The following is a 20,714-nucleotide window of genomic DNA, read 5'->3' as shown; positions in this document are numbered from 1 at the left end:
TTACTGTCTTCTTTTTTAGAGAATTCTATTTCTTTCTTAATTCGAAAATATCTTTTCTTCTATCTTTTAAATTCCTTACTGCTCCAAATTGATTTAATTCACGCAGCAAATCTATATCAACATCTGCAATTAATATCATCTCCGTATTTGGTGTTGCTTCTGCTTTAATACCATTAGTTGGAAACGAAAAGTCACATGGTGTAAACACCATACTTTGTGCAAATTGAATATCCATATTTTGCACATTCGGTAAATTCCCTACACTTCCTGCAATAGCGACATAACACTCATTTTCAATAGCTCGAGCTTGTGCACAATGTCGAACTCGAGAATAACCGTTTTGCGTATCGGTTAAAAAAGGTATAAAAAGTATATCCATACCTTCATCGGCCAATAAACGACTTAATTCTGGAAATTCAGAATCGTAACAAATTAAGATGCCTATTTTACCACAATCTGTATCAAAAGCCTTTAATTGAGTACCACCTTGCATTCCCCAAACCTTAGCTTCATCTGGTGTAACATGCAACTTTTCATAGCGCTCCATGCTTCCATCTCTACGACAAAGATAACCGACATTATACAATCTACCATCAATCATCTCTGGCATGCTTCCCGTAATAATATTGATGTTATATGAAATAGAGAATTCTGAAAATTTTTGAACGATATCTTGTGTATGTTTTGCCAATTCTCTTATTGCATCTGGCGTAGACAAATGGTTATCTTTTGCCATTAAGGGCGCATTAAAAAACTCGGGGAACAATGCAAAATCTGAACGATAACCCGATACGGCATCAATAAAATACTCTGCCTGCTGCAACAATTCTTCCAAATCTTTATACGGTCGCATTTGCCATTGTATAAGTCCTAATCGAATAATCGTTTTTTTTGTGGCCGCTTTTTTTGATGGTTTTTGATAATAAATATTATCCCACTCCATTAAAATAGCAAAATCATTAGAGGCAGCATCGCCCTCTAAATATCCTTTCATCACCTTCGCAGGATGAAAATCGTTGCTTATCTGAAAGTTGAGAACAGGATCCTGAATTTCTTTTCTTCGCACCTGTGCAATGTATTCTTTCGGTGTAAGTTCCTTTGCATATTTATGAAAATTTGGCATTCTTCCACCAAATACAATACTCTTAAGATTTCTTTTTTCACACAATTCTTTTCTATAATCGTACAACCTACGCCCTAAGCGCAAACCTCTAAATTGAGGTTTAATAAACACCTCTATACCGTATAATACATCACCACTATTATTATGTGTATTGAATGAATAATTACCCGTAATTTGTTCATATGTATGATTATCGTCGAAGTCGTCATAATCAACAATAATAGAAAGTGCAACTCCAGCCAATTGGCCATTTATCTTTATAACTACCTGACCATCGGGAAACTTTTTTATTAACGACTCTATGTGCTCCTCTTTCCAATATGCGCCAGGCATATTCGTATAGGCCGAAATCATAGCTGTTTTCAATTCTTGATAATCATCAAGATCTAAAAACTTTAATTCAATATTTTCTATTTCTTCTATTTTCATGACTAATGACATAAAAAATGGGATTTTCAATTAGAAAATCCCGTTTGTTTTAATAATATTATTTTTTGATTATTAATCGTTATCATCATTATCGACCATATCTTCAGGATCTGGCTCTACCACTGCCTCCGGATCATCATCTTCAAAATCATCGTAATCGCTTTCTTTATAATTTTCCATAGTATACTCGAGCTTCTCACTAATTTTTACTAAGTATTTAGTGTCTTCAGTTAGAACCTCAACCGCCTCTATTCGCTCACCATGTGCATTTCTAAATGAAATTATATCTCTATCGTCGTATCCATCAGGATATCTTTCAACGGTTAACCTCAATACTTCTGGCGTCAATTTTTTAAAATCGACAATTACTTTTCTAAGGTGTGCATGTTTGTCCATTATTCTAATAAATTACATTTTTAAAAGGTAAGCAAAAATCAAAGGTGCAACAATAGTAGCATCACTCTCAATTATAAATTTAGGGGTATTTATATCTAATTTTCCCCAAGTAATTTTCTCATTAGGTACAGCACCGGAATACGAACCGTAACTTGTTGTACTATCACTAATTTGACAAAAATAACTCCAGAAAGGAGTATCAGTTCGCTCCATATCTTGGTATAACATTGGCACCACACAAATTGGAAAATCACCAGCTATACCACCACCTATTTGAAAAAATCCAATACCATTCTTAGAATTATCGGTATACCAATCTGCTAAATAAGTCATGTATTCTATCCCAGATTTCATGGTACTTGCTTTCAACACCCCTTTTAACACATACGAAGCAAAAATATTACCCATTGTACTGTCTTCCCATCCTGGGCAAACAATTGGAAGGTTTTTCTTTGCTGCTGCATACATCCAAGAATCTTTTAAATCGATTTCATAGTGCTCTTCTAAAACTCCAGAAAGCAATAATTTATACATGTATTCATGTGGCAAATAACGTTCTCCTTTTGCTTCTGAATCCATCCATATTTTTACAATATGCTCTTGAATTCTTCGGAAAGCTTCTTCTTCAGGGATACAAGTATCAGTAACTCTGTTAAGTCCTTTCTCTAATAAATCCCATTCATCTTTTGGCGTTAAATCACGATAATTAGGAACTCGCTTGTAGTGCGAATGCGCCACCAAATTCATAATATCTTCTTCCAAATTCGCACCTGTACAAGACACAATTTGCACCTTATCTTGGCGTATCATCTCAGCAAAAATCTTACCCAATTCAGCTGTGGACATTGCACCTGCCAAAGAAACCAGCATTTTAGAACCTTGGTTCAATTGGTCTTCATAGCCTTTTGCAGCATCAACTAAAGCAGCCGAATTAAAATGCAAATAATATTTTTCTATAAAATTAGAAATTGGCCCTCTAGATGTCATCATCGTCAAATTTTGAATGGTTCGTATTTTGTTTGTATTCAATATCATAAGTATTGTCGTAACTATCATCTACAGCTTCTTCCGCAAACTTATAACTCAACATTTTGTAGTATAATTTAGCTGCTAAAAAATCTGACGCCTTACTCGTTTCATTAGGACACAATTCTACAATATCAAAACCAACAACATTTTTCTCTTTAAAAACTTCCTTCAAAAATTCTAATGTTTCGTACCACAATAACCCGCCCGGTTCAGGAGTACCTGTAGCAGGTAAAATCGATGGGTCTAATGCATCTAAATCGAATGTAATAAATACATTTTCCGTGCACATCTCTACAACCTTATCTAGCCAAAACTCATCGTTAACCATATCATGAGCGAAAAAAGTCTTTTCCTCATCCAACACAGTTTTTTCAATAGCATCCATAGACCGAATACCAACTTGTATTAGATTTGTGGTTTGACTAGCCTCAAATACCGCACATGCATGATTGTATTTTGTGCCTTCATATGTTTCTCTAAGATCTGCATGAGCATCTATATGCAATACAGTTAAATTATCGAAACACTCATTAAAAGCTCTAATTGAGCCAATAGAAACGGAATGTTCTCCCCCAAATAATGTTACAAATTTATTCCGTTTTATATAATCTTTTGTTGCGTTATGCACCGCATTAACCATAGCTTCTGGCGAAACATTTACCACAATAGGACTGGTTAAATGTACACCTTGCTTATAAACTTCAGTGTTCGTTTCAATATCATAAAGCTCCATGTTTTCTGAAGCTTCTAAAAATGCATTTGGACCTTTATCAGCTCCTTTACCCCAAGTACTCGTACCATCATAAGGCACTGGGATTAAAATTATTTTTGCAGTTTCTAACTGCGCGAATTCGTCAGCGATACCTGCGTAATTCTTTGTTGTTTTCATTTTTGTGAATTGTTATTTAAAATATTTGATTTGTAATTCGATACTGCATTTATCAAACAATATCGAGCAATGTATCTGTTATAGATTAGCTTTCTATTAAAACTGCTTTATCAAGCCCTTTTTCAACTGCTCCTAGATTTGTATCGTAGCCCAATATCTTCATTAAATCCTCAGATTTTTGCTGCGGACTAAACAATGTAGTTACTACGTTTCCAGTTGCATCTCTATCTATTAATATATGTTTTGGTTGCGGAATTAAACAATGCTGTAAACCACCAAATCCACCAATTGTTTCTTGATACGCTCCAGTATTGAAAAATCCAATATAAAGTGGTTTCTCACGTCTATACTTCGGCAAATAAATGGCGTTCATGTTTTGCTCGCTGTTATAATAATCATCACTATCACAAGTAAGACCTCCAAGAAGTACGCGCTCATATTCATCATTCCATCTATTAATAGGAAGCATGATAAAACGTTTATTAATTGCCCAAGTATCAGGTAATGTAGTAATGAAAGATGAATCAATCATATTCCACTTTTCACGATCATTCTGCTGCTTCTGATATAAAATCTCATAAATAGCTCCGCCACTTTCACCAACAGTAAAACTTCCGAACTCTGTAAAAATGTTTGGCACTGGCACATCTGCCTCGGCACATGTGATATTGATTTGATTTATGATTTCATCAATCATATATTGATAATCATACTCGAAAGCCAAGGAGTTTTTAATAGGAAATCCACCACCAATATTTAAACTATCTAATGATGGACATACCTTTTTCAATTTCACATATACCTTAAGACATTTCGCCAATTCATTCCAATAGTAAGCGTTATCTCTAATGCCAGTATTAATGAAAAAATGCAACATTTTAAGCGTTACTTTATCATTCCCCTGAATTTGATTTTCATAAAACGGCACAATGTTCTTATAGCCAATACCCAACCTAGAAGTATAAAACTCGAATTTTGGTTCCTCTTCAGAAGCAATTCTAATTCCAACTTGAAAATCATCATTTATAACATCTGAAAGCAAATCGATTTCTTCGTAATTATCGATTATGGGAATACAATTACGGTGGCCTCCATTAATTAGGCGACCTATATTTTCCACGTATTGTGCACGCTTAAAACCGTTGCATATTACAAAAGTGTTGTTCTTTATTTTTCCAGCTTCTTTAAGTTGCTCGATAATATTGATATCGAACGCAGAAGAAGTTTCAATATGAATATCATTTTTTAAAGCCTCGTGTAATACATGTTGAAAATGAGAACTCTTGGTACAATAGCAATATTTATAATCACCTTTATATTGGTGCTTTTCAATAGCATTTGAAAACCAATTTTTAGCTTTATTAATGTTTTCCGAAATTTTTGGTAAATAGGTAAATTTTAATGGGCTACCATACTGTGCAACCAATTCGTTTAATTCAATTCCGTGAAAACGTAAGTGCTCTCCCTCTAGTGTAAACTCTTCTTGAGGAAACTCATAGGTTTGATCGATTAGATCAATATATTTTGTGTTCATTACTGATACTTAATTAAAATAGAAAATTCGACAATTGTTATAGCAAGTATGTTTGCTAAGTATTAAAAAATTGCAATGAAATTCTATCTCAGATTAGTATCTGCTTTTGAGTAGTAGGAAGGAAAAAATAATCGTGCTGACTGCCGACTATTTCAAATACTACAGAAGTTAGCTTTAAAATTCGGCCACCCATCTTATGGGCTGTCATGAGGTTTGACTTCTTAATTCCCCATAACCCGAACATAGAAACATGGTTCATAATGTTCAGCTATCGCTAAAAAAGCAAATCGTTGTTGTTTCGATTTGACATGGCAAAACAAATCAAATTTTTCGAATAAGCAACACTTTTCAAAAAAAATACAATTTAAAAGTGTAAAAATCTTATCAAAATTCAGAATCAACTACTTAATAGTTTGTTTTTCAACACATTAAATACTTGTGATTACTTAAAAATAAATTCAATAAAACCTTTATTCCCTTATAAAAAGGCTCAATTTAAACCAATTTTGTATAAAAAAGCATTCCCTTTTACAACGTAAAACATCAAATTCTTCTAGAACAATTAACCCGAACAACAAAACTTACTAAACTAGTGCTCAACTATTAAATAGTAATACATATTTATAACCTATACTATGTTTAGTATTATAGCTATAATCAAATCTCTATATTTGAGTCTATCTATTAAAATAACAAGGACTATGTATTCTAAAGAATTTTTTAAATTGTTGCTTTTTACATGCTGCCTAGTATTTAGCATAAATGCTTTTGCTCAGATAAATTCGGGTGTATATATTTCGGACTTAGATAATGTTATACATGAAGTTAAAATTACTGATGAATATATGATTCATAGTATTTACGAAAAATCTCCAGCCCGATTTATTAAAACTGAAGGTGGTTTTTATATTATTGAAGGTTCTGAGTTAAAAGTTAAGCTCGAATTCAATTCAAATTTCGCAGGCGATAATATAAAAACTTTGAGAATTCCTTTTTCATCACAGAACAACCAATTGATATTGGGCACTAATCCTAGATTAATTTTGAATAAATCTAATACCCAGGCTCAAGAACTTGATGGGCAATGGTTATTTGCTACACGTGGCCCCGATACTGGACAAGAGCGTAGAGGTGCTAAAAGTGCCAGAAAAACATTGAAATTTCTTAAAGATGGTAGATTTCAATGGATTGCTTACAACACCGATACTTTTGAATTTCATGGTACAGGTGGTGGAACTTTCACCTCGAATAATGGCACCTATACAGAAAAAATCCAATATTTCTCAAAAGATAATTCTAGAGTTGGCGCCACTTTGAATTTTCAGTATGAATTGAAGAATAATGATTGGCATCATACTGGGAACAACAGTAAGGGAGAGCCAATGTATGAAATTTGGTCCAAGCGTTAATAAATCGTTACTTTTTGACCAAATAGTATAATATTTTGAGATTTGGGATGCACTTTTTATTCTTATATTTAAAGAGAAGATTAAACTCATTCTGACAAGTGCATTATAGTCCAATTAAATTCTTAGGAATACTTCTTATATCATTTCTCACCCTCTGCTCTTGTGGAGATAGCAAGGAATTTTCTGAGCCCTTACCCGATGTTGTCGACTTTAATTTTCATGTTCGTCCAATTTTAGTCCAAAATTGTTATTTATGTCATGGTCCAGATGTTACTAGTAGAAAAGCTGGTCTAAGACTAGATACTTATGAAGGAGCAATCGCTGCCTTAAAAGAAGGTGGACATGCAATTATACCTGGAAATGCATCAAACAGTGAATTAATAAAACGCATTTATAATGAGGAACAAGACATAGTAATGCCTCCTCCTGAATCAAATTATAAACTTACTGAACGAGAAAAAGCGTTATTAGAAAAGTGGATAAACCAAGGTGCTAAATGGAAAGACCATTGGGCGTTTATTAAACCTGAAATAAACAACAATAATTCTGAGACTAAAACAATAGACAATTTAATTGACCAGCAATTGCTACAAAAAGGGTTGCAAAAAATGCGGGAAGCCAATAGAAACTCGCTTATTAGAAGAGTCTCTTATCTTATTACAGGGCTACCTCCTTTACCAGATGATGTAGAAAAATATATTGCTGATAATTCATCAAATGCCTATGAAAAAATGGTTGATAGATATCTTGCATCATCTGCATACGGTGAGCGCTGGGCTAGACATTGGATGGATCTTGTTCGCTATGCCGAAACCAAAGGGCACGAGTTTGATTTTCAAATAACAGGTGCTTATAAATATCGGGATTACCTTATTCGGGCATTTAATGCTGATATTCCATACAATCAACTGTTAAAAGAACATTTGGCTGGTGATTTAATTGAGCAACGTATAGATACAGCAACTGGAATCTTAGAATCGCAATTGGGCACTTCGTTTTTTGCCATGGGCGAAGGCAAACACAGCCCTGTAGATATAAAACTAGAAGAAGCTACATATATAGACAACTTAATTGATGTAACAAGTAAGACGTTTCAAGGACTAACAGTTTCGTGTGCAAAATGTCATGATCACAAATTCGACCCTATTTCTGCTGCCGATTATTATGCTTTTTACGGTATTATGGAAAGTTCTCGATTAGGACCTATCGCAGATATTTCTAATGAAACAAAACAGACTGCTAAAGAAGTTGATGACCTCAAACGTTACATCAAAAACACAATCGGAGTCAAATGGTCTGAACTGCCTATTAAAGAATTAATTCCAAATAGCGCTTCAGAAATAACAACATCCATAAATCCTACAAACTACAAAAGTGTTGGAGACTTTAGAAACTCAAATTTTGATGGCTGGATGACAAAAGGACTCGCTTTTGGCAAACAAACCACACTTGGTGACCTATTACTAGATAAGACTTCAACTAGAGTAATAGCGCTTGACAATGGAAGAGCATCAAGCAAGTCTTTAGGTAAAGGAATTTTTGGAATTTTACAATCCCCAAATTTCGTACTAGATAAAAATTTTATTGGTGTTAAGGCACGAGGGAAAAACAGTAGTGTTCGTATTATTATTGACAATTTTCAAATGATACAAAATCCTATTTATGGGGAATTAGAACATAAGATTGATGATCAAAATTGGAAAGATTATGTTTTTGATATAAGTCCATGGAAGGGTCACAAGGCTTATATCGAAATTCTACCTGGTGGATATAATCGACATAGTTACAACCTGCCTGAAGATGCCTATATTGAAGCTGAATATACAGTTGTTTTCGATTCTATTTGGCCGTCAGAAATGGAACGTATTCATACTATCTCATCTGAACCAAATTTAGATTTCGCAAACCTTGATGTATCACCAGTCACTGTGAAAAAACTTAACACTGCAATAAATAATGGACGATTACCCACAAACTTTCCTGAAATAAAAGAAGTACAAGACAGCAGTCAAAATTTAATTAAAAAATTAAAGGGTAACGGTTTCTTTTATGGCATCACCGAAGGCAAAGCAATAAATAGTTCTATCTTCAATAGAGGTAATCACAATGATTTAATAGAAGGTGAAATACCACGTAGATTCTTGTCAGCCCTACCTTTAGGCGATACTCCTTTTCTTTCAAAAGGCAGCGGACGTTTGGAATTAGCCGAAGCTATGCTAAATACAGACAATCCTTTGACTTCGCGGGTGATAACCAATCGAATTTGGCACCATCTTTTTGGCAAAGGTATTGTTGAAACAGTAGATAATTTTGGTTTGCAGGGCAAGCTTCCAACTAACCCAGAGCTATTAGATTATCTAGCGGTTAATTTCCAGAAGAATGGTTGGTCGATTAAAAAATTAATTAGAGAAATTATTACTACCGATACTTTTAAAAGAAGCACAATTCGAAGTGAAGAACTGTCTAAAAAAGACCCGACCAACAACTATTTAGCTTCTTTTCCTGTTCGACGAATTGAGGCTGAAGCTATACGCGATGGCATTCTAGTAGCCACTGAAAATCTTGATTCAACTATGTATGGGCCGCCTGTGAAAACCTATTTAACCGAATTTATGCAAGGCCGAGGTAGACCCAACGAATCTGGGCCTTTAGACGGTGCCAGACGAAGAAGTATTTACCAAGAGGTTCGGCGTAACTTTCTAGACCCAATGATGGTAACATTTGACCGTCCTATTGCATTTAGCACATTTGGCAAACGAAACATAACAAACGTTCCTGCACAGTCTTTAACTTTAATGAACGACCCTTTTATTGCTGAACAAGCCGAACTAATGGCCAAAAAATTACTAGCTCAAAAAGAATTGAATTTTAACAAGAAAATTGAATGGATTTATAAACGAACATTTTCAAGAAAACCCAATGCAGAAGAGTTACAAAATGCACAGCAGTTTATAACTCAACTTGAAAAAATGAGACCGAATACAGAAAATGAAAAATCCAAAGAAATCGAAATTTGGAAAGATTTCTGTCATAGCATATTTAATCTAAAAGAATTTATATTTCTAATCTAATGGGCAAGTATAATAATTTTATGAAACGCCCCCTATCACGTCGTGAAATGCTCGGCATCTGCAAAGGTGGTTTTGGTGCACTTGCCTTCACGAGTCTATTTGGCGCCTTACCTTTTGGTTGTGACCGACCTAAGAACATAATAAATACACCAGACTTATATCTTGGACCGCACTATTTACCAAAAGCGAAAAATGTTATCTTTTTATATATGGATGGCGGTGTTTCACAAGTAGACTCATTTGACCCTAAACCACGATTAGCTAAGGAAAATGGCGAAGACCCAAGAAAAAAATTCAAAGTAGATGCCACCCAATTTGATAATGTCGGAAAGATATTAAAGAGTCCATGGGAGTTTAAACAACACGGTGAAAGCGGAATTCCAGTGAGTGAACTTTTTCCACATATAGCTACCTGTGTAGACGACCTTGCTCTTATACGCTCGATGACTTCCAATTTTCCAGAACACACGAATGCAAATTATTTTTTACATACTGGAAGTGGGATTCAAGGAAGGCCAAGTATGGGATCATGGATGACCTACGGCCTAGGAAGTGAAAATAAAAACATTCCTGGTTATGTTGTATTAGATGGTGGTTTAATTCCACCTGGCGGATTAGATAATTTTAAAAATGGATTTTTACCAGCCTCGTATCAAGCATCTGTACTACGAGCCGGTGCAGAACCAGTAGCGAATATTTCGCCTCAAGAAGCAGTTAAAAATCTTCAAGAGGAAAAATTAAGTTATATCAAAGAATTGGACAATAGTTTAATTGGCAAAATGGGCGAAGTTGACGCCGTTGAATCTGCTATTAAGAACTATGAGCTTGCTTATAAAATGCAATCTTCTATTCCTGAACTCACACAATTTTCATCGGAATCTGCAGCAACAAAAAAATTGTATGGTATGGATTCCGACGACCCTCATACTAGAGGCTATGCCGCACAATGTTTATTAGCTCGAAGATTAGTTGAACGTGGCGTTCGTTTTATTGAATTGACTTGCCCAAAAGTAGCTGCAGATCGATGGGATCAACATAATAATTTAAAAGATGGCCATGAACGAAATGCGCATGCTGTTGATCAACCTATTGCTGGATTGCTTAAAGATTTAAAATCGCTAGGGCTACTGGAAGAAACACTCGTCGTATGGACGGGAGAATTTGGACGCACTCCATTTGCACAAGGTTCAAATGGACGAGACCATAATCCTTCGGCATTTAGTATGTGGATGGCCGGTGCTGGAATAAAAGGTGGTACAATTTTCGGCAAAACTGATGATTATGGATATCGCGTTATTGAAAATGAAGTTACAATACACGACTTACATGCTACAATTATGCATTTGCTAGGTATCAATCATGAACAATTGACCTTTCGTTTTGGCGGACGCGATATGAGACTTACTGATGTTCACGGCCATGTTATGAAAGATATTTTAGCGTAGCAGCACTTTATTGAGAGTAAAAGTATTAGGATAAATAATTTAACCACTTAAAATGAAATTAGCAATTGTAATAATCCTAATAACTCCTTTGTTTTTAATTGGGCAAGGTACTTCAGAAGTAAAACATTCCTTCTTTATGGCGGGCCCGCAATTCACCGGAATTATTGGTGAATCTGGTGAAGTTTTATGGGATGCTGAAAAGCCTAAAGCTAGAGATGGCTATGTACTTAAAAATGGTAATATATTAATTTGTTGGGCAGATGTTGTTAAGGAGTTTGATAAAAATAAGAAAGTAGTTTTTAGTTACACGCGAATAAAAAAATCAATGGAATTGGGCACAGCAGTTCGCCTTCGCAACGGCAACACCATGATTACTGAATCGGGTGACAATCCTAGAATTATCGAAGTCAATAAAAAAGGAATGATCGTTAAAAGCACACCATTACAACCAGAAACTAACAATGTTCACATGCAAACACGTATGGCACGCAAATTAGATAATGGCAACTATCTTGTTCCTCATCTGCTGGCTTTTGCAGTAAAAGAATATAAACCTGATGGCACTATTGTTAATACTTTTAAAACAGATAAAATTGAGTTAGGTGGTAGAGCAGATGAAAATTGGCCTTTTACAGCAATTCGACTAAAAAATGGAAACACCGTAGTTACACTAACCCACGGAAATAAAATTGTAGAGCTGGATGAAAAAGGCAACGTAATATGGAAAGTCTCAAACGAAGATTTTGAAGAAAATCCGTTTGCTGACCCTTGTGGAGCTCAAAGATTATTAAACGGTAATACTGTAATCGCGAGTTATGGTGCTAAAGATGGAATTAAACTATTTGAAATAGATAACGACAAAAATCTAATATGGTCATACACTGATTACAAAGTACATCATTTTCAAATCTTAACTACTAATGGGAAGAAACTGAAAAACGACCCGTTAAAATAATAGTAATGGAATTGGAAATATTGATGATTAATGGCCTTCTTGAAAATCCACCGGATTTTCTAAAATTTTTAGGAAGGTTTCATCCTTTGGTAGTGCACCTTCCAATAGGGTTTTTACTACTAGCTATTACTGCACAATTCGCAACTCGATGGCCAAAATTTAACCCCATTAAACCGTTTATTATTTATATCTGGGGATTAGGTGCTATCGGTGCATTTGTCACAGTACTTTTTGGTTATTTTCTTTCACTTTCTGGAGATTATAATGCTGATACTTTATTCTGGCACAAATGGAGTGGAATTGGAGTTTTAATCTTGTCCCTTGCCATATTTTATCTTTTAAAATCCTCCATAAAAATTAATAATTTCACACAGTGGACTTTCTCGTTTCTTGTACTAATGTTGATTACATTCACTGGTCATAAAGGAGGAAATCTAACCCATGGTCAAACCTATCTTTTAGAATATGCCCCAAATACTGTTCGCAGTATTGCGGGACTTCAACCAAAAGCTATCCCAAGAAAAAAAGTTACTGTACTTGACTCTGCCGACATTTATTTGGACCTTATTCAACCGATGATGAACAGCAAATGCACTAGCTGCCATAACAGTGGAAAAAAGAAAGGTGACCTGCTATTAACTTCTTATCAGGATATGATGTTAGGAAGTGAAAACGGTGAAGTCATTATTCTTGGAGATTCTGAAGCAAGTGAATTATTTAGAAGAATTACTTTACCCGAAAATCATGATGATTTTATGCCCTCTGAAGGTAAAAGACCACTTACTGATGAGGAAGTTGAAATCATTGATTTTTGGATTACAACAGGAGCTCCAAAAAACGGATATCTAACTGAAATCGATACCGACAAAAAAATAGTTTCGTTAGCAACTAATTACTTCGGTTTGGACAAAAACAATGTGCTAAATAAAACTGTAAGCGCACCAAATGAAGCTATCGTGGATTCCTTACGAAATCGAGGGTTTATTATCAATCGCTTAATGAATAACAATAACTTTATAGATGCTAATTTCAGCCTAAGTGAACGAAACCTGGAGTCTGAAGATTTAGAATTACTTATTGAATTGAAAGAACAACTCATCTGGTTAAACCTTGCAAACACCAACGCTAATGATAACCATCTCGAAAAAATAAGCCATTTAGAAAATTTGGTGAAATTAAATCTTCGTGATAATGCTATTACTGATAAAGGACTAGAACAACTTTTTGCCCTTAAAAATTTAGAATCTATTAATTTATCCAAAACGCATGTGGCCGATGGAATACTAGAAATAAACTCAAAATTTCCGCACCTTAAAACAATATACCTTTGGCAATCTAATGTAAACGACTCTCTTGTAAAACGTCTTCAGAACGAAAATAAAAACCTTAACATTAATTACAAGAGAGCGCCAGGCCTCTAAAAAAGTTAATCAAACCAAACAGTTTCGAAATTGGCACGTAAGCTAGTGAGTATATCTGCATGCTCTAAACTTTCTGTAAAATGTTTTGTCTCATACGGATCAATATTTAAATCCAATAATTGTTCCTCAGTCTCCTCACCGAAATAACGAATAAATTTATATCCATCCTCATGTACAATCATTCTGCCTACTTCAGTTTCCACTCCTAGTGTTTTTCTCCAATTGATTTTATTTTCAATTAACGACTTTATACTCAAACCTCTCGGGTCTGATGTGCCTTTTAAGCCTGCATAATCAGTTATAGTTGGAAGCAAATCGAGTCCATTTGAAATCAAATGTTTATCATCAACCACTCCTGCAGGTATCTTTCCTTTCCACATCATTAAAAAAGGAACATTGGTAGACTCTTCATAAGGCGTAGATTTATGTTCCATTCGATGTGAACTATCCATATCGCCATGATCAGACGAAAAAATAATTAAGGTATTTTCTTCTTCTCCTGATTCTCTTACAGCTTCAAGAACTGTTTGAATTTGTTGATCCACAGTTTCGGTTAGTCGACAATATGCCCATCGGTGCATTCGCCAATTTTCATCCGTATACTCTTCTCTTGCTTTTTTTCTGAAATTACGTTGATTTAAAAGTGCTTGAATTGCTTTAGGCTCACCTTCTTGTGGCTCATAATTCGGTGGTAAAGGTGGCGCGTACGATTTATAAAATTCCGCATCTGATACTCCTTTTGGTTTTATTAGTGCTTTATCTAAAGTTGATACTTCTTGTACCCCAGTTGTAATGAGCCTTTTCTCATGGTCTGTTTCTGCAAAATCGCGAATTGCCATATAACAAATATCATGTGGGTTTATTAACGAAACTACCATAAAATAAGGGTTCTTTGGTTTGCTATTGATGAAGTTTGCCGCGTCTTTGGCAAGCTCTGATCTTTCATCTTCACTTATAATTGTAAAGCCATGGGCTTCTGGTAAAAGCGGTTTAGGAAGGTGTTGTTTTCCTCCAAATACTAAATCATAACCTGCTTTTTTTAACCATGAAGCAATCGTAGTATTTTTTACTTCGTCAGATATTTCAGAAACTCGAATAGCACCCCAATTTTCATAAACCCTATTTCCTTTATCATCTTTGAATGCTGCAGGAAAACGACCAGTCATCAAACTCATTCGCGAAGGTGTACAAACCGGATTAGTAACATATGCACGTGTAAAACGCACTCCATTTTTCGCAATGTAATCCATTGCAGGTGTCTGTAACCATTTATTTCCTGCACAACTCATCATCGAAGCATTTTGTTGATCTGTGAATATGTAAATAATATTTGGCTTTTTAGAGGTCTGTGCATGCGCAAAACCTCCTAATAGAATTCCAAAAAATAAGATTACTGCTTTTAATTTAATCATACCTCCTAATTTTAGTTCTATTAAATAATTAATGTGCTTGATACCATTAAACGAAAAGTAAAACAAAGTAGCCTCGGCAAGAATCGAACTTGCATCTAAAGTTTAGGAAACTTCTATTCTATCCATTGAACTACGGGGCCAAATAGTGCCTACTAAAATAAAATAATTCAAACAGTATTAAAGCCCAATAACACCATTTTAGCACTAGTTTATCAAATTTTAATTTACTTGTGATATTCTAGTTTCGACCCCTCAAGATACAAATACCTTTTAGTATCTTGTACTACTATAGTACAGAGATTTATTCAAACCATATATCATGCAAAAAAAAGAAAAAAAGCTATCGTCAAGTCCAGCGGATTCCAGAAGAAAATTTATCAAAAAAAGCTCAATGGCTTTTTTGGCAGGCAGTATCATGCCACAATTTAGCGCTAAAAGTTATAGTCAAATTATTGGTGCGAACGAACGGATTAATGCTTCAGTAATGGGAGTCAACAGTCGTGGAAATGCGCTAGCTCAAAACTTTGCTAGTCAAAACAATTGCGATGTTATTCATGTTTCGGATGTTGACAGTAGGGCCATTACAAATTGCCTAACTGGCCTTAAAGAACGACAAAACAATAAAGTAAAAACATTTACTGATTTTCGTAAATCGCTAGAAAGTAAAGATGTTGATGTATTGGTAATTGCTGCACCTGATCATTGGCACGCACCTGCATCGCTTTTAGCCATGCAAGCGGACAAACATGTATATGTTGAAAAACCATGTAGTCACAACCCAAAGGAAGGCGAAATTCTTGTTGAAGCAGCTATTAAATATAACAAAATAGTGCAGATGGGTAACCAACGAAGATCTTGGCCAAACGTAATTGGTGGAATAAACGCTATTAAAAACGGTGATATCGGGAACGTTTATTTCGGCAAAGGATGGTATACAAATAATAGAGCATCTATTGGTGTAGGCAAGGAAACAGCAGTGCCAGATTGGCTTAATTGGGAACTTTGGCAAGGTCCGGCTCCACGTAAGAATTTTAAAGACAATTTAGTTCATTATAATTGGCATTGGCATTGGCATTGGGGTACTGGTGAAGCATTAAACAATGGCACACATATGGTTGACCTACTACGATGGGGAATGGATGCTGAATATCCTACAAAGGTAAGTTCAAATGGAGGAAGATATCGCTATAATGATGATTGGGAAACACCAGACACGCAAGTAATTAATCTCGATTTCGATAAGGGCAAAACCATGTCTTGGGAAGGTAGAAGTTGCAATGGCAAACCAATAGAAGGCAGCTCTGTAGGTGTTGTGTTCTATGGAGAAAATGGCAGTATACTAATTCCTGGTGGCAATAGTTATACCCAATTCGACCTCAAAGGAAATATAGTAAAAGAAGTTAAACCAACGGAAATTATTGACCCTCGCAATAAAAGTAATCCAGCAGAAAAGCTAGATGCCTTACACATACAGAATATGTTTGAAGGTATTCGTAATGGCGGAAGTTTAAATGCAGATGTAGATTCTGGACATAAGAGTACGCTGTTAGTACAGCTAGGCAATATTGCACAACGTGTGGGACAAACATTAGACATTGACAATTCCAACGGCCACATAAAAAATAACGCTGATGCCCAAAAACTATGGAGTCGCCAGTATGAGAACGGATGGGAAATGAAATTATAAAATTAAACTATGCAGAACAGAAGATCATTTATAAATAAATTAAGCAAAGGCACAGCGCTTTCGGCCATCGCTTTATCCAGCCCCGTTTCACTTTTTTCTCAATTTAGTTCTAAGACCAAACCTTTTAGAATTGGTATTATAGGCGCAGAAAATTCACATACTGCTGGATTTGGAAAACTCTTCAACATTGACAAGGCTTTCCCTGGCATGGAAGTTAAATATGTTTGGGGCGAAACTGAAGAATTTGCCAAAATTGCCATGGAAAAAGGAAATATTCCTAAAATGGTAAAAGACCCAAACGACATGTTGGGAAAAATCGACGGACTAATTGTTGACCATAGGCATGGAAAATTCCATTTAGAACCTGCTATTCCTTTCATAAAAGCTGGTATCCCAACTTTTATTGACAAACCATTTTGCTATCGTGCAAAGGAAGGAAAAGCCTTTTTGGCACTGGCTAAAAAACATGGAACTCCTGTTACTTCTTTTAGCTCCATTGCACATAGCTACGAGACTTTTGACATAAAAGAACAACTAAAAGATTACAAAGAAATCAATCAGGTAGTGCGTTATGGCCCTGTAAAATTAGATTCAGAATATGGTGGTATCTTCTTTTATGGTGCTCATATTGTGCAACCTGTTTTATATCTTTTCGGTGACAGTGTGAAAAAAGTTCAAGTGCAGGTAAATGGACAAAATAGCAGTGCTAGTTTAGTCTTTGAAAATGGCATGTTGGTTACACTTGTATCTACAACTAAAAAATATGGTTGGTCAACCCACATTGAAACTGAGGAAGGAATTATTCAGTTACAAGCGAAGTCTCAAGACAAATCACCTGGCAAAAGCTATGTTGATATGGTAGAGATGTTCAAAACTGGAAAAGAACCTCGAAGTCATGAAAGTATTTTGTATTGTGTCACGGTCCTTGAAGCACTAGAAAGATCAGTCAATAGCGGACAATGGGAAAATGTAACTCCCCTCGACCAAATCTAAAAGCATTTAATAAAAGTATATTTATGTAGACGCTCGCCTTATTACCAGTTGTACAACCTCAAGATAATATTATCTAAATAGTTTGTATATCGATGATAGGGCGAATGTTCTTTCACTGGTGAATGTAGAAATTAGTATTGCTTAATACTAACAACTACACGTATTAAGATATAATATAAATGTAGTATTAGTTAAATAGACCCGGAAGCCATAGCGAAATTTCAGGAATTAACGTTACTAGTATTAATACAACAAAACTGACGATTAGAAATGGAAATCCTGATTTGGCGACTTCCCCAATAGATATTTTTCCAATGCTAGAAGCAACAAAAAGACAAACACCTACAGGTGGGGTTGTTAATCCTATAATTAGATTTAAAACAGCAATCACTGCAAAGTGAATAGGATCAACATCAACAGCCACTGCAACTTTCAATAAAATAGGAAACAGTATTAAAAGTGCTGCTATGGTCTCCATAAAAGTACCTACAACTATCAATAAGAGATTAATAAGCAAAAGCACAACATATTTATTGGTAGTAAAGCCTAAAATTTCACTGGATATGGTTTGCGGAATTTGCTCTGTAATTAGAATATACCCAAACAAATTAGCAAAACCCACCAACACCATTAAAGATGCTGATGTTTTCATGCTATCTAATATTACGACTTGAATATTTTTGAAGTTTAATTTTTTATAAACGAAAACACCAATAATTAATGCATATAAAACAGCAATAATAGAGGCTTCTGTTGGGGTGAAAATTCCTCCAATAATTCCATAAAGAATAATGAAAGTCATAAGTAACGACCAAAAAGTATCTACAAACCCACGAGCCACTTGACCTAAACTACTACGTTCGTGTTTTGGGTAATTCTTCTTTTTAGAAATAAAGTATGCTGTAAAAAGTAATCCTACACCTAAAAGCAATCCAGGTAAAGCACCTGCCAAAAATAATTTTCCTACTGATAAACCACTTAGCGTAGCCGCTATAATCATAGGCACACTTGGAGGTATAATTGGCCCAACAGTTGAAGATGCTGCCGTAACAGCGCAAGAAAAACCAGTATCATAACCTTCTTTCTTCATTGCGGGAATCATAATAGAACCCATACTTGCAGTATCAGAAATTGCAGTACCCGAAATGCCGGCAAAAAGCATAGACGCTCCAATATTCACTAAAGAAAGTCCACCCCTAATATGACCTAACAAATGATTACAAAATGAAATTATTTTTTCAGTTAGACCACCATGGTTCATTAAATTACCGGCCATAATAAATCCAGGGACACTTAACAATACAAAAACATCAATGCCTGAATACATTTTCATAGGCACAATGATTAAGGGTATTCCCTTTATTAATAAATAACTTAAACAGGCTAATCCCAAAGAAAAAGCAATTGGAAAACGAAGTACTAAACAGATGGCAAAAACAAGTACTAGTATCCAAATCATTTCTTCTATTTTGTAAAATTCTTGATAATCTTAACAACCAAATAATAACAAATTGAAACGGACATAATAAACATACTAAAAAATGCCACTCCCATATTAAAGCCCATGCTGGGTGATTTTTCGGCCAAACCTTGTAACACAAATTGCATTGAATATACTGCCATAATAAAGAATAGCACTAATGAAACTAAAGGTATTGCCGCCGACAAAAAACGCTGAAACTTTTTTGATAAACGACTATAAAACATATCTAAATGAACATAATAATCGCTCTTCATAGCCAAACCCGCAGCAAATGCCATTGCATAAATGAAAAATATTCGCGATGCTTCTTCGGTCCATGAAGGCGTGGCAATAGGTGTAAACCGACATACAATCTGTATAATCACCGTTATAATAAGACCCCAAGTGCTGATTAATGCCCCGTATTTTAAAACACGACCAACGTTTTTACGCAGCATCTTTTTCTGCTTTTAGTTGATGATAAATCTCTTGCATTTCTGGAGACAAGCTATCATATATTGCTTTTTCGCTTTTTTGTTGAAAAGCATCTTTATCTACCTCAATAAATTCCATCCCCTTAGCTTTCAATTCTTCTTGAACACTTTTTTCATTTTCTAAAAATAGTTTATGCTCATAAGCTTGCATATCTTTTCCAGCTTGCAAAAATATTTCTTGAAGATCAGGCGGTAATTTTTGAAATTGTTTTTCTCCAACTACTGGATACACCCAACTTAAAACATGCCCTGTTAGGTTAAGATATTTCTGAACCTCAGCAAACCCCGCATTATTTATCATTGCAAAAGGATTTTCTTGTGCCTCAATGGTTCCTTGTTGCAAAGAAGTGAAAACTTCAGAAAATGCCATTGGCGTGGGTTTAGCTCCCAGTGCTTTCCAAGTATCTACAAAAGAAGGCACATTAGGAACACGTATTATTAAGCCTTTCAAATCATCAGGATGCCTTATAGGCCTGTTAGAAGTTAAATGCCTTTCACCTCTTTGAAAATGTCCTAGTGCTCGCAGTCCAGATTTTTCAATCATTTCCCTCTCCATCAATTTCCCAATAGGACCTTTGATATAGCGTTCCATATCAATAGAATCTTGCATTAAAAAAGGCAGTTCACAAAAAGTAGCAACTTCAAACCAATTGGTAAGGGTAGATCCGGTAGTAGTCATATCAATTACCTCCGCTTGAATTAATCGAATGGCTTCAATTTCTTTTGCAAGTTGTTCCGATGGATAAACCTGTACTTTTATTCTACCTTTTGAACGTTCTTCAATAATTTCACTGAAATAATCGAAAGCTTTAAACCAAGTGTGATTTTCATTTACTAAAAGAGCTGTTCTTAATAGAAATTCAGGCTCAGCTTCTTTAGATTTACAACTCAACAATAAAAGCATAGTGAATATAAGCAGCAATGCTTTTGAGGTCCACTTCACTATTTGCTCTTTACTTTCCATT

At 35.1% G+C, this 20,714-nt stretch carries 16 protein-coding genes and 1 tRNA gene; 7 read left to right on the top strand and 10 right to left on the bottom strand.

Annotated elements, in window-relative coordinates; translation table 11 throughout:
• Positions 1 to 25 precede the first annotated feature (25 nt).
• From UH7x_RS08900 to UH7x_RS08880, 5 genes are all read right to left on the bottom strand, one after another.
• Positions 26 to 1,552 (bottom strand): GNAT family N-acetyltransferase, encoded by a 1,527-nt coding sequence (locus UH7x_RS08900; RefSeq protein WP_482363373.1) that lies wholly within the window; start codon positions 1,550 to 1,552, stop codon positions 26 to 28.
• 72 nt (positions 1,553 to 1,624) lie between these two features.
• Complete coding sequence (locus UH7x_RS08895) at positions 1,625 to 1,948, bottom strand: hypothetical protein (RefSeq protein WP_482363372.1); 324 nt, start codon at positions 1,946 to 1,948, stop codon at positions 1,625 to 1,627.
• Positions 1,949 to 1,960: 12 nt separating this feature from the next.
• Positions 1,961 to 2,935 carry a deoxyhypusine synthase family protein gene (locus UH7x_RS08890; RefSeq protein WP_482363594.1) on the bottom strand — a complete coding sequence of 325 codons (975 nt, stop codon included), beginning with the start codon at positions 2,933 to 2,935 and terminating at the stop codon, positions 1,961 to 1,963.
• The gene (gene speB / locus UH7x_RS08885) at positions 2,925 to 3,866 is read right to left on the bottom strand and encodes an agmatinase (RefSeq protein ID WP_482363371.1); all 942 of its coding nucleotides are present in this window, start codon (positions 3,864 to 3,866) and stop codon (positions 2,925 to 2,927) included. The genes UH7x_RS08890 and speB overlap by 11 nt, the downstream gene beginning before the upstream one ends.
• 85 nt (positions 3,867 to 3,951) lie before the next feature.
• Entirely contained in the window at positions 3,952 to 5,400 is a 1,449-nt protein-coding gene (locus tag UH7x_RS08880; protein WP_482363370.1) for an arginine decarboxylase, read from the bottom strand.
• 701 nt (positions 5,401 to 6,101) lie between these two features.
• On the opposite strand from UH7x_RS08880, the gene UH7x_RS08875 reads away from it, so the two are divergent.
• From UH7x_RS08875 to UH7x_RS08855, 5 genes are all read left to right on the top strand, one after another.
• Positions 6,102 to 6,809 (top strand): hypothetical protein, encoded by a 708-nt coding sequence (locus UH7x_RS08875; RefSeq protein WP_482363369.1) that lies wholly within the window; start codon positions 6,102 to 6,104, stop codon positions 6,807 to 6,809.
• Between the two features lie 98 nt (positions 6,810 to 6,907).
• Positions 6,908 to 9,880: a PSD1 and planctomycete cytochrome C domain-containing protein gene (locus UH7x_RS08870; protein WP_482363368.1), complete on the top strand. Its 2,973-nt coding sequence runs from the start codon at positions 6,908 to 6,910 to the stop codon at positions 9,878 to 9,880.
• Positions 9,881 to 9,900: 20 nt separating this feature from the next.
• On the top strand, positions 9,901 to 11,325 hold the full coding sequence (locus UH7x_RS08865; protein WP_482363367.1) for a DUF1501 domain-containing protein: 1,425 nt from the start codon (positions 9,901 to 9,903) through the stop codon (positions 11,323 to 11,325).
• Positions 11,326 to 11,377: 52 nt separating this feature from the next.
• Positions 11,378 to 12,280 carry a beta-propeller domain-containing protein gene (locus UH7x_RS08860; protein WP_482363366.1) on the top strand — a complete coding sequence of 301 codons (903 nt, stop codon included), beginning with the start codon at positions 11,378 to 11,380 and terminating at the stop codon, positions 12,278 to 12,280.
• Positions 12,281 to 12,285: 5 nt separating this feature from the next.
• Positions 12,286 to 13,701, top strand: coding sequence for a c-type cytochrome domain-containing protein (locus UH7x_RS08855; protein WP_482363365.1), 1,416 nt, complete (start codon positions 12,286 to 12,288; stop codon positions 13,699 to 13,701).
• A gap of 5 nt (positions 13,702 to 13,706) precedes the next feature.
• Here the strand turns inward: UH7x_RS08855 and UH7x_RS08850 are convergent, their stop codons facing one another.
• Positions 13,707 to 15,113, bottom strand: a complete 1,407-nt coding sequence (locus tag UH7x_RS08850; RefSeq protein ID WP_482363364.1) for a sulfatase family protein — start codon at positions 15,111 to 15,113, stop codon at positions 13,707 to 13,709.
• 68 nt (positions 15,114 to 15,181) lie between these two features.
• Positions 15,182 to 15,253, bottom strand: a tRNA-Arg gene (locus UH7x_RS08845).
• A 179-nt stretch (positions 15,254 to 15,432) separates the two neighbouring features.
• On the opposite strand from UH7x_RS08845, the gene UH7x_RS08840 reads away from it, so the two are divergent.
• A complete protein-coding gene (locus UH7x_RS08840; protein WP_482363363.1) occupies positions 15,433 to 16,800 on the top strand; it encodes a Gfo/Idh/MocA family protein in 1,368 nt (455 codons plus the stop codon).
• 9 nt (positions 16,801 to 16,809) lie between these two features.
• Complete coding sequence (locus tag UH7x_RS08835; RefSeq protein WP_482363362.1) at positions 16,810 to 17,793, top strand: Gfo/Idh/MocA family protein; 984 nt, start codon at positions 16,810 to 16,812, stop codon at positions 17,791 to 17,793.
• Between the two features lie 187 nt (positions 17,794 to 17,980).
• On the opposite strand, the gene UH7x_RS08830 is transcribed toward UH7x_RS08835, so the two are convergent.
• The 3 genes from UH7x_RS08830 to UH7x_RS08820 are packed head-to-tail and all read right to left on the bottom strand — an operon-like array spanning position 17,981 to position 20,713.
• Complete coding sequence (locus UH7x_RS08830; RefSeq protein ID WP_482363361.1) at positions 17,981 to 19,252, bottom strand: TRAP transporter large permease; 1,272 nt, start codon at positions 19,250 to 19,252, stop codon at positions 17,981 to 17,983.
• A gap of 5 nt (positions 19,253 to 19,257) precedes the next feature.
• A complete protein-coding gene (locus tag UH7x_RS08825) occupies positions 19,258 to 19,713 on the bottom strand; it encodes a TRAP transporter small permease (RefSeq protein ID WP_482363360.1) in 456 nt (151 codons plus the stop codon).
• Entirely contained in the window at positions 19,703 to 20,713 is a 1,011-nt protein-coding gene (locus UH7x_RS08820; protein WP_482363359.1) for a TRAP transporter substrate-binding protein, read from the bottom strand. Before UH7x_RS08820 ends, UH7x_RS08825 begins: the two co-directional genes overlap by 11 nt.
• Position 20,714 lies beyond the last annotated feature (1 nt).

It is taken from the genome of Aurantibacter sp. UH7, assembly GCF_056839165.1.
The sequence above is the reverse complement of the archived record's forward strand: the minus strand, read 5'-3'. Positions and strand labels throughout refer to the sequence as shown.

Coding starts and splice junctions, on each gene's coding strand:
- UH7x_RS08835 (WP_482363362.1), top strand. CDS start 16,810: ATGCAGAACAGAAGATCATTTATAAATAAATTAAGCAAAGGCACAGCG.
- UH7x_RS08895 (WP_482363372.1), bottom strand. CDS start 1,948: ATGGACAAACATGCACACCTTAGAAAAGTAATTGTCGATTTTAAAAAA.
- UH7x_RS08855 (WP_482363365.1), top strand. CDS start 12,286: ATGGAATTGGAAATATTGATGATTAATGGCCTTCTTGAAAATCCACCG.
- UH7x_RS08875 (WP_482363369.1), top strand. CDS start 6,102: ATGTATTCTAAAGAATTTTTTAAATTGTTGCTTTTTACATGCTGCCTA.
- UH7x_RS08900 (WP_482363373.1), bottom strand. CDS start 1,552: ATGAAAATAGAAGAAATAGAAAATATTGAATTAAAGTTTTTAGATCTT.
- UH7x_RS08820 (WP_482363359.1), bottom strand. CDS start 20,713: ATGGAAAGTAAAGAGCAAATAGTGAAGTGGACCTCAAAAGCATTGCTG.
- UH7x_RS08865 (WP_482363367.1), top strand. CDS start 9,901: ATGAAACGCCCCCTATCACGTCGTGAAATGCTCGGCATCTGCAAAGGT.
- speB (WP_482363371.1), bottom strand. CDS start 3,866: ATGAAAACAACAAAGAATTACGCAGGTATCGCTGACGAATTCGCGCAG.
- UH7x_RS08850 (WP_482363364.1), bottom strand. CDS start 15,113: ATGATTAAATTAAAAGCAGTAATCTTATTTTTTGGAATTCTATTAGGA.
- UH7x_RS08860 (WP_482363366.1), top strand. CDS start 11,378: ATGAAATTAGCAATTGTAATAATCCTAATAACTCCTTTGTTTTTAATT.
- UH7x_RS08830 (WP_482363361.1), bottom strand. CDS start 19,252: ATGATTTGGATACTAGTACTTGTTTTTGCCATCTGTTTAGTACTTCGT.
- UH7x_RS08880 (WP_482363370.1), bottom strand. CDS start 5,400: ATGAACACAAAATATATTGATCTAATCGATCAAACCTATGAGTTTCCT.
- UH7x_RS08890 (WP_482363594.1), bottom strand. CDS start 2,935: ATGACATCTAGAGGGCCAATTTCTAATTTTATAGAAAAATATTATTTG.
- UH7x_RS08840 (WP_482363363.1), top strand. CDS start 15,433: ATGCAAAAAAAAGAAAAAAAGCTATCGTCAAGTCCAGCGGATTCCAGA.
- UH7x_RS08825 (WP_482363360.1), bottom strand. CDS start 19,713: ATGCTGCGTAAAAACGTTGGTCGTGTTTTAAAATACGGGGCATTAATC.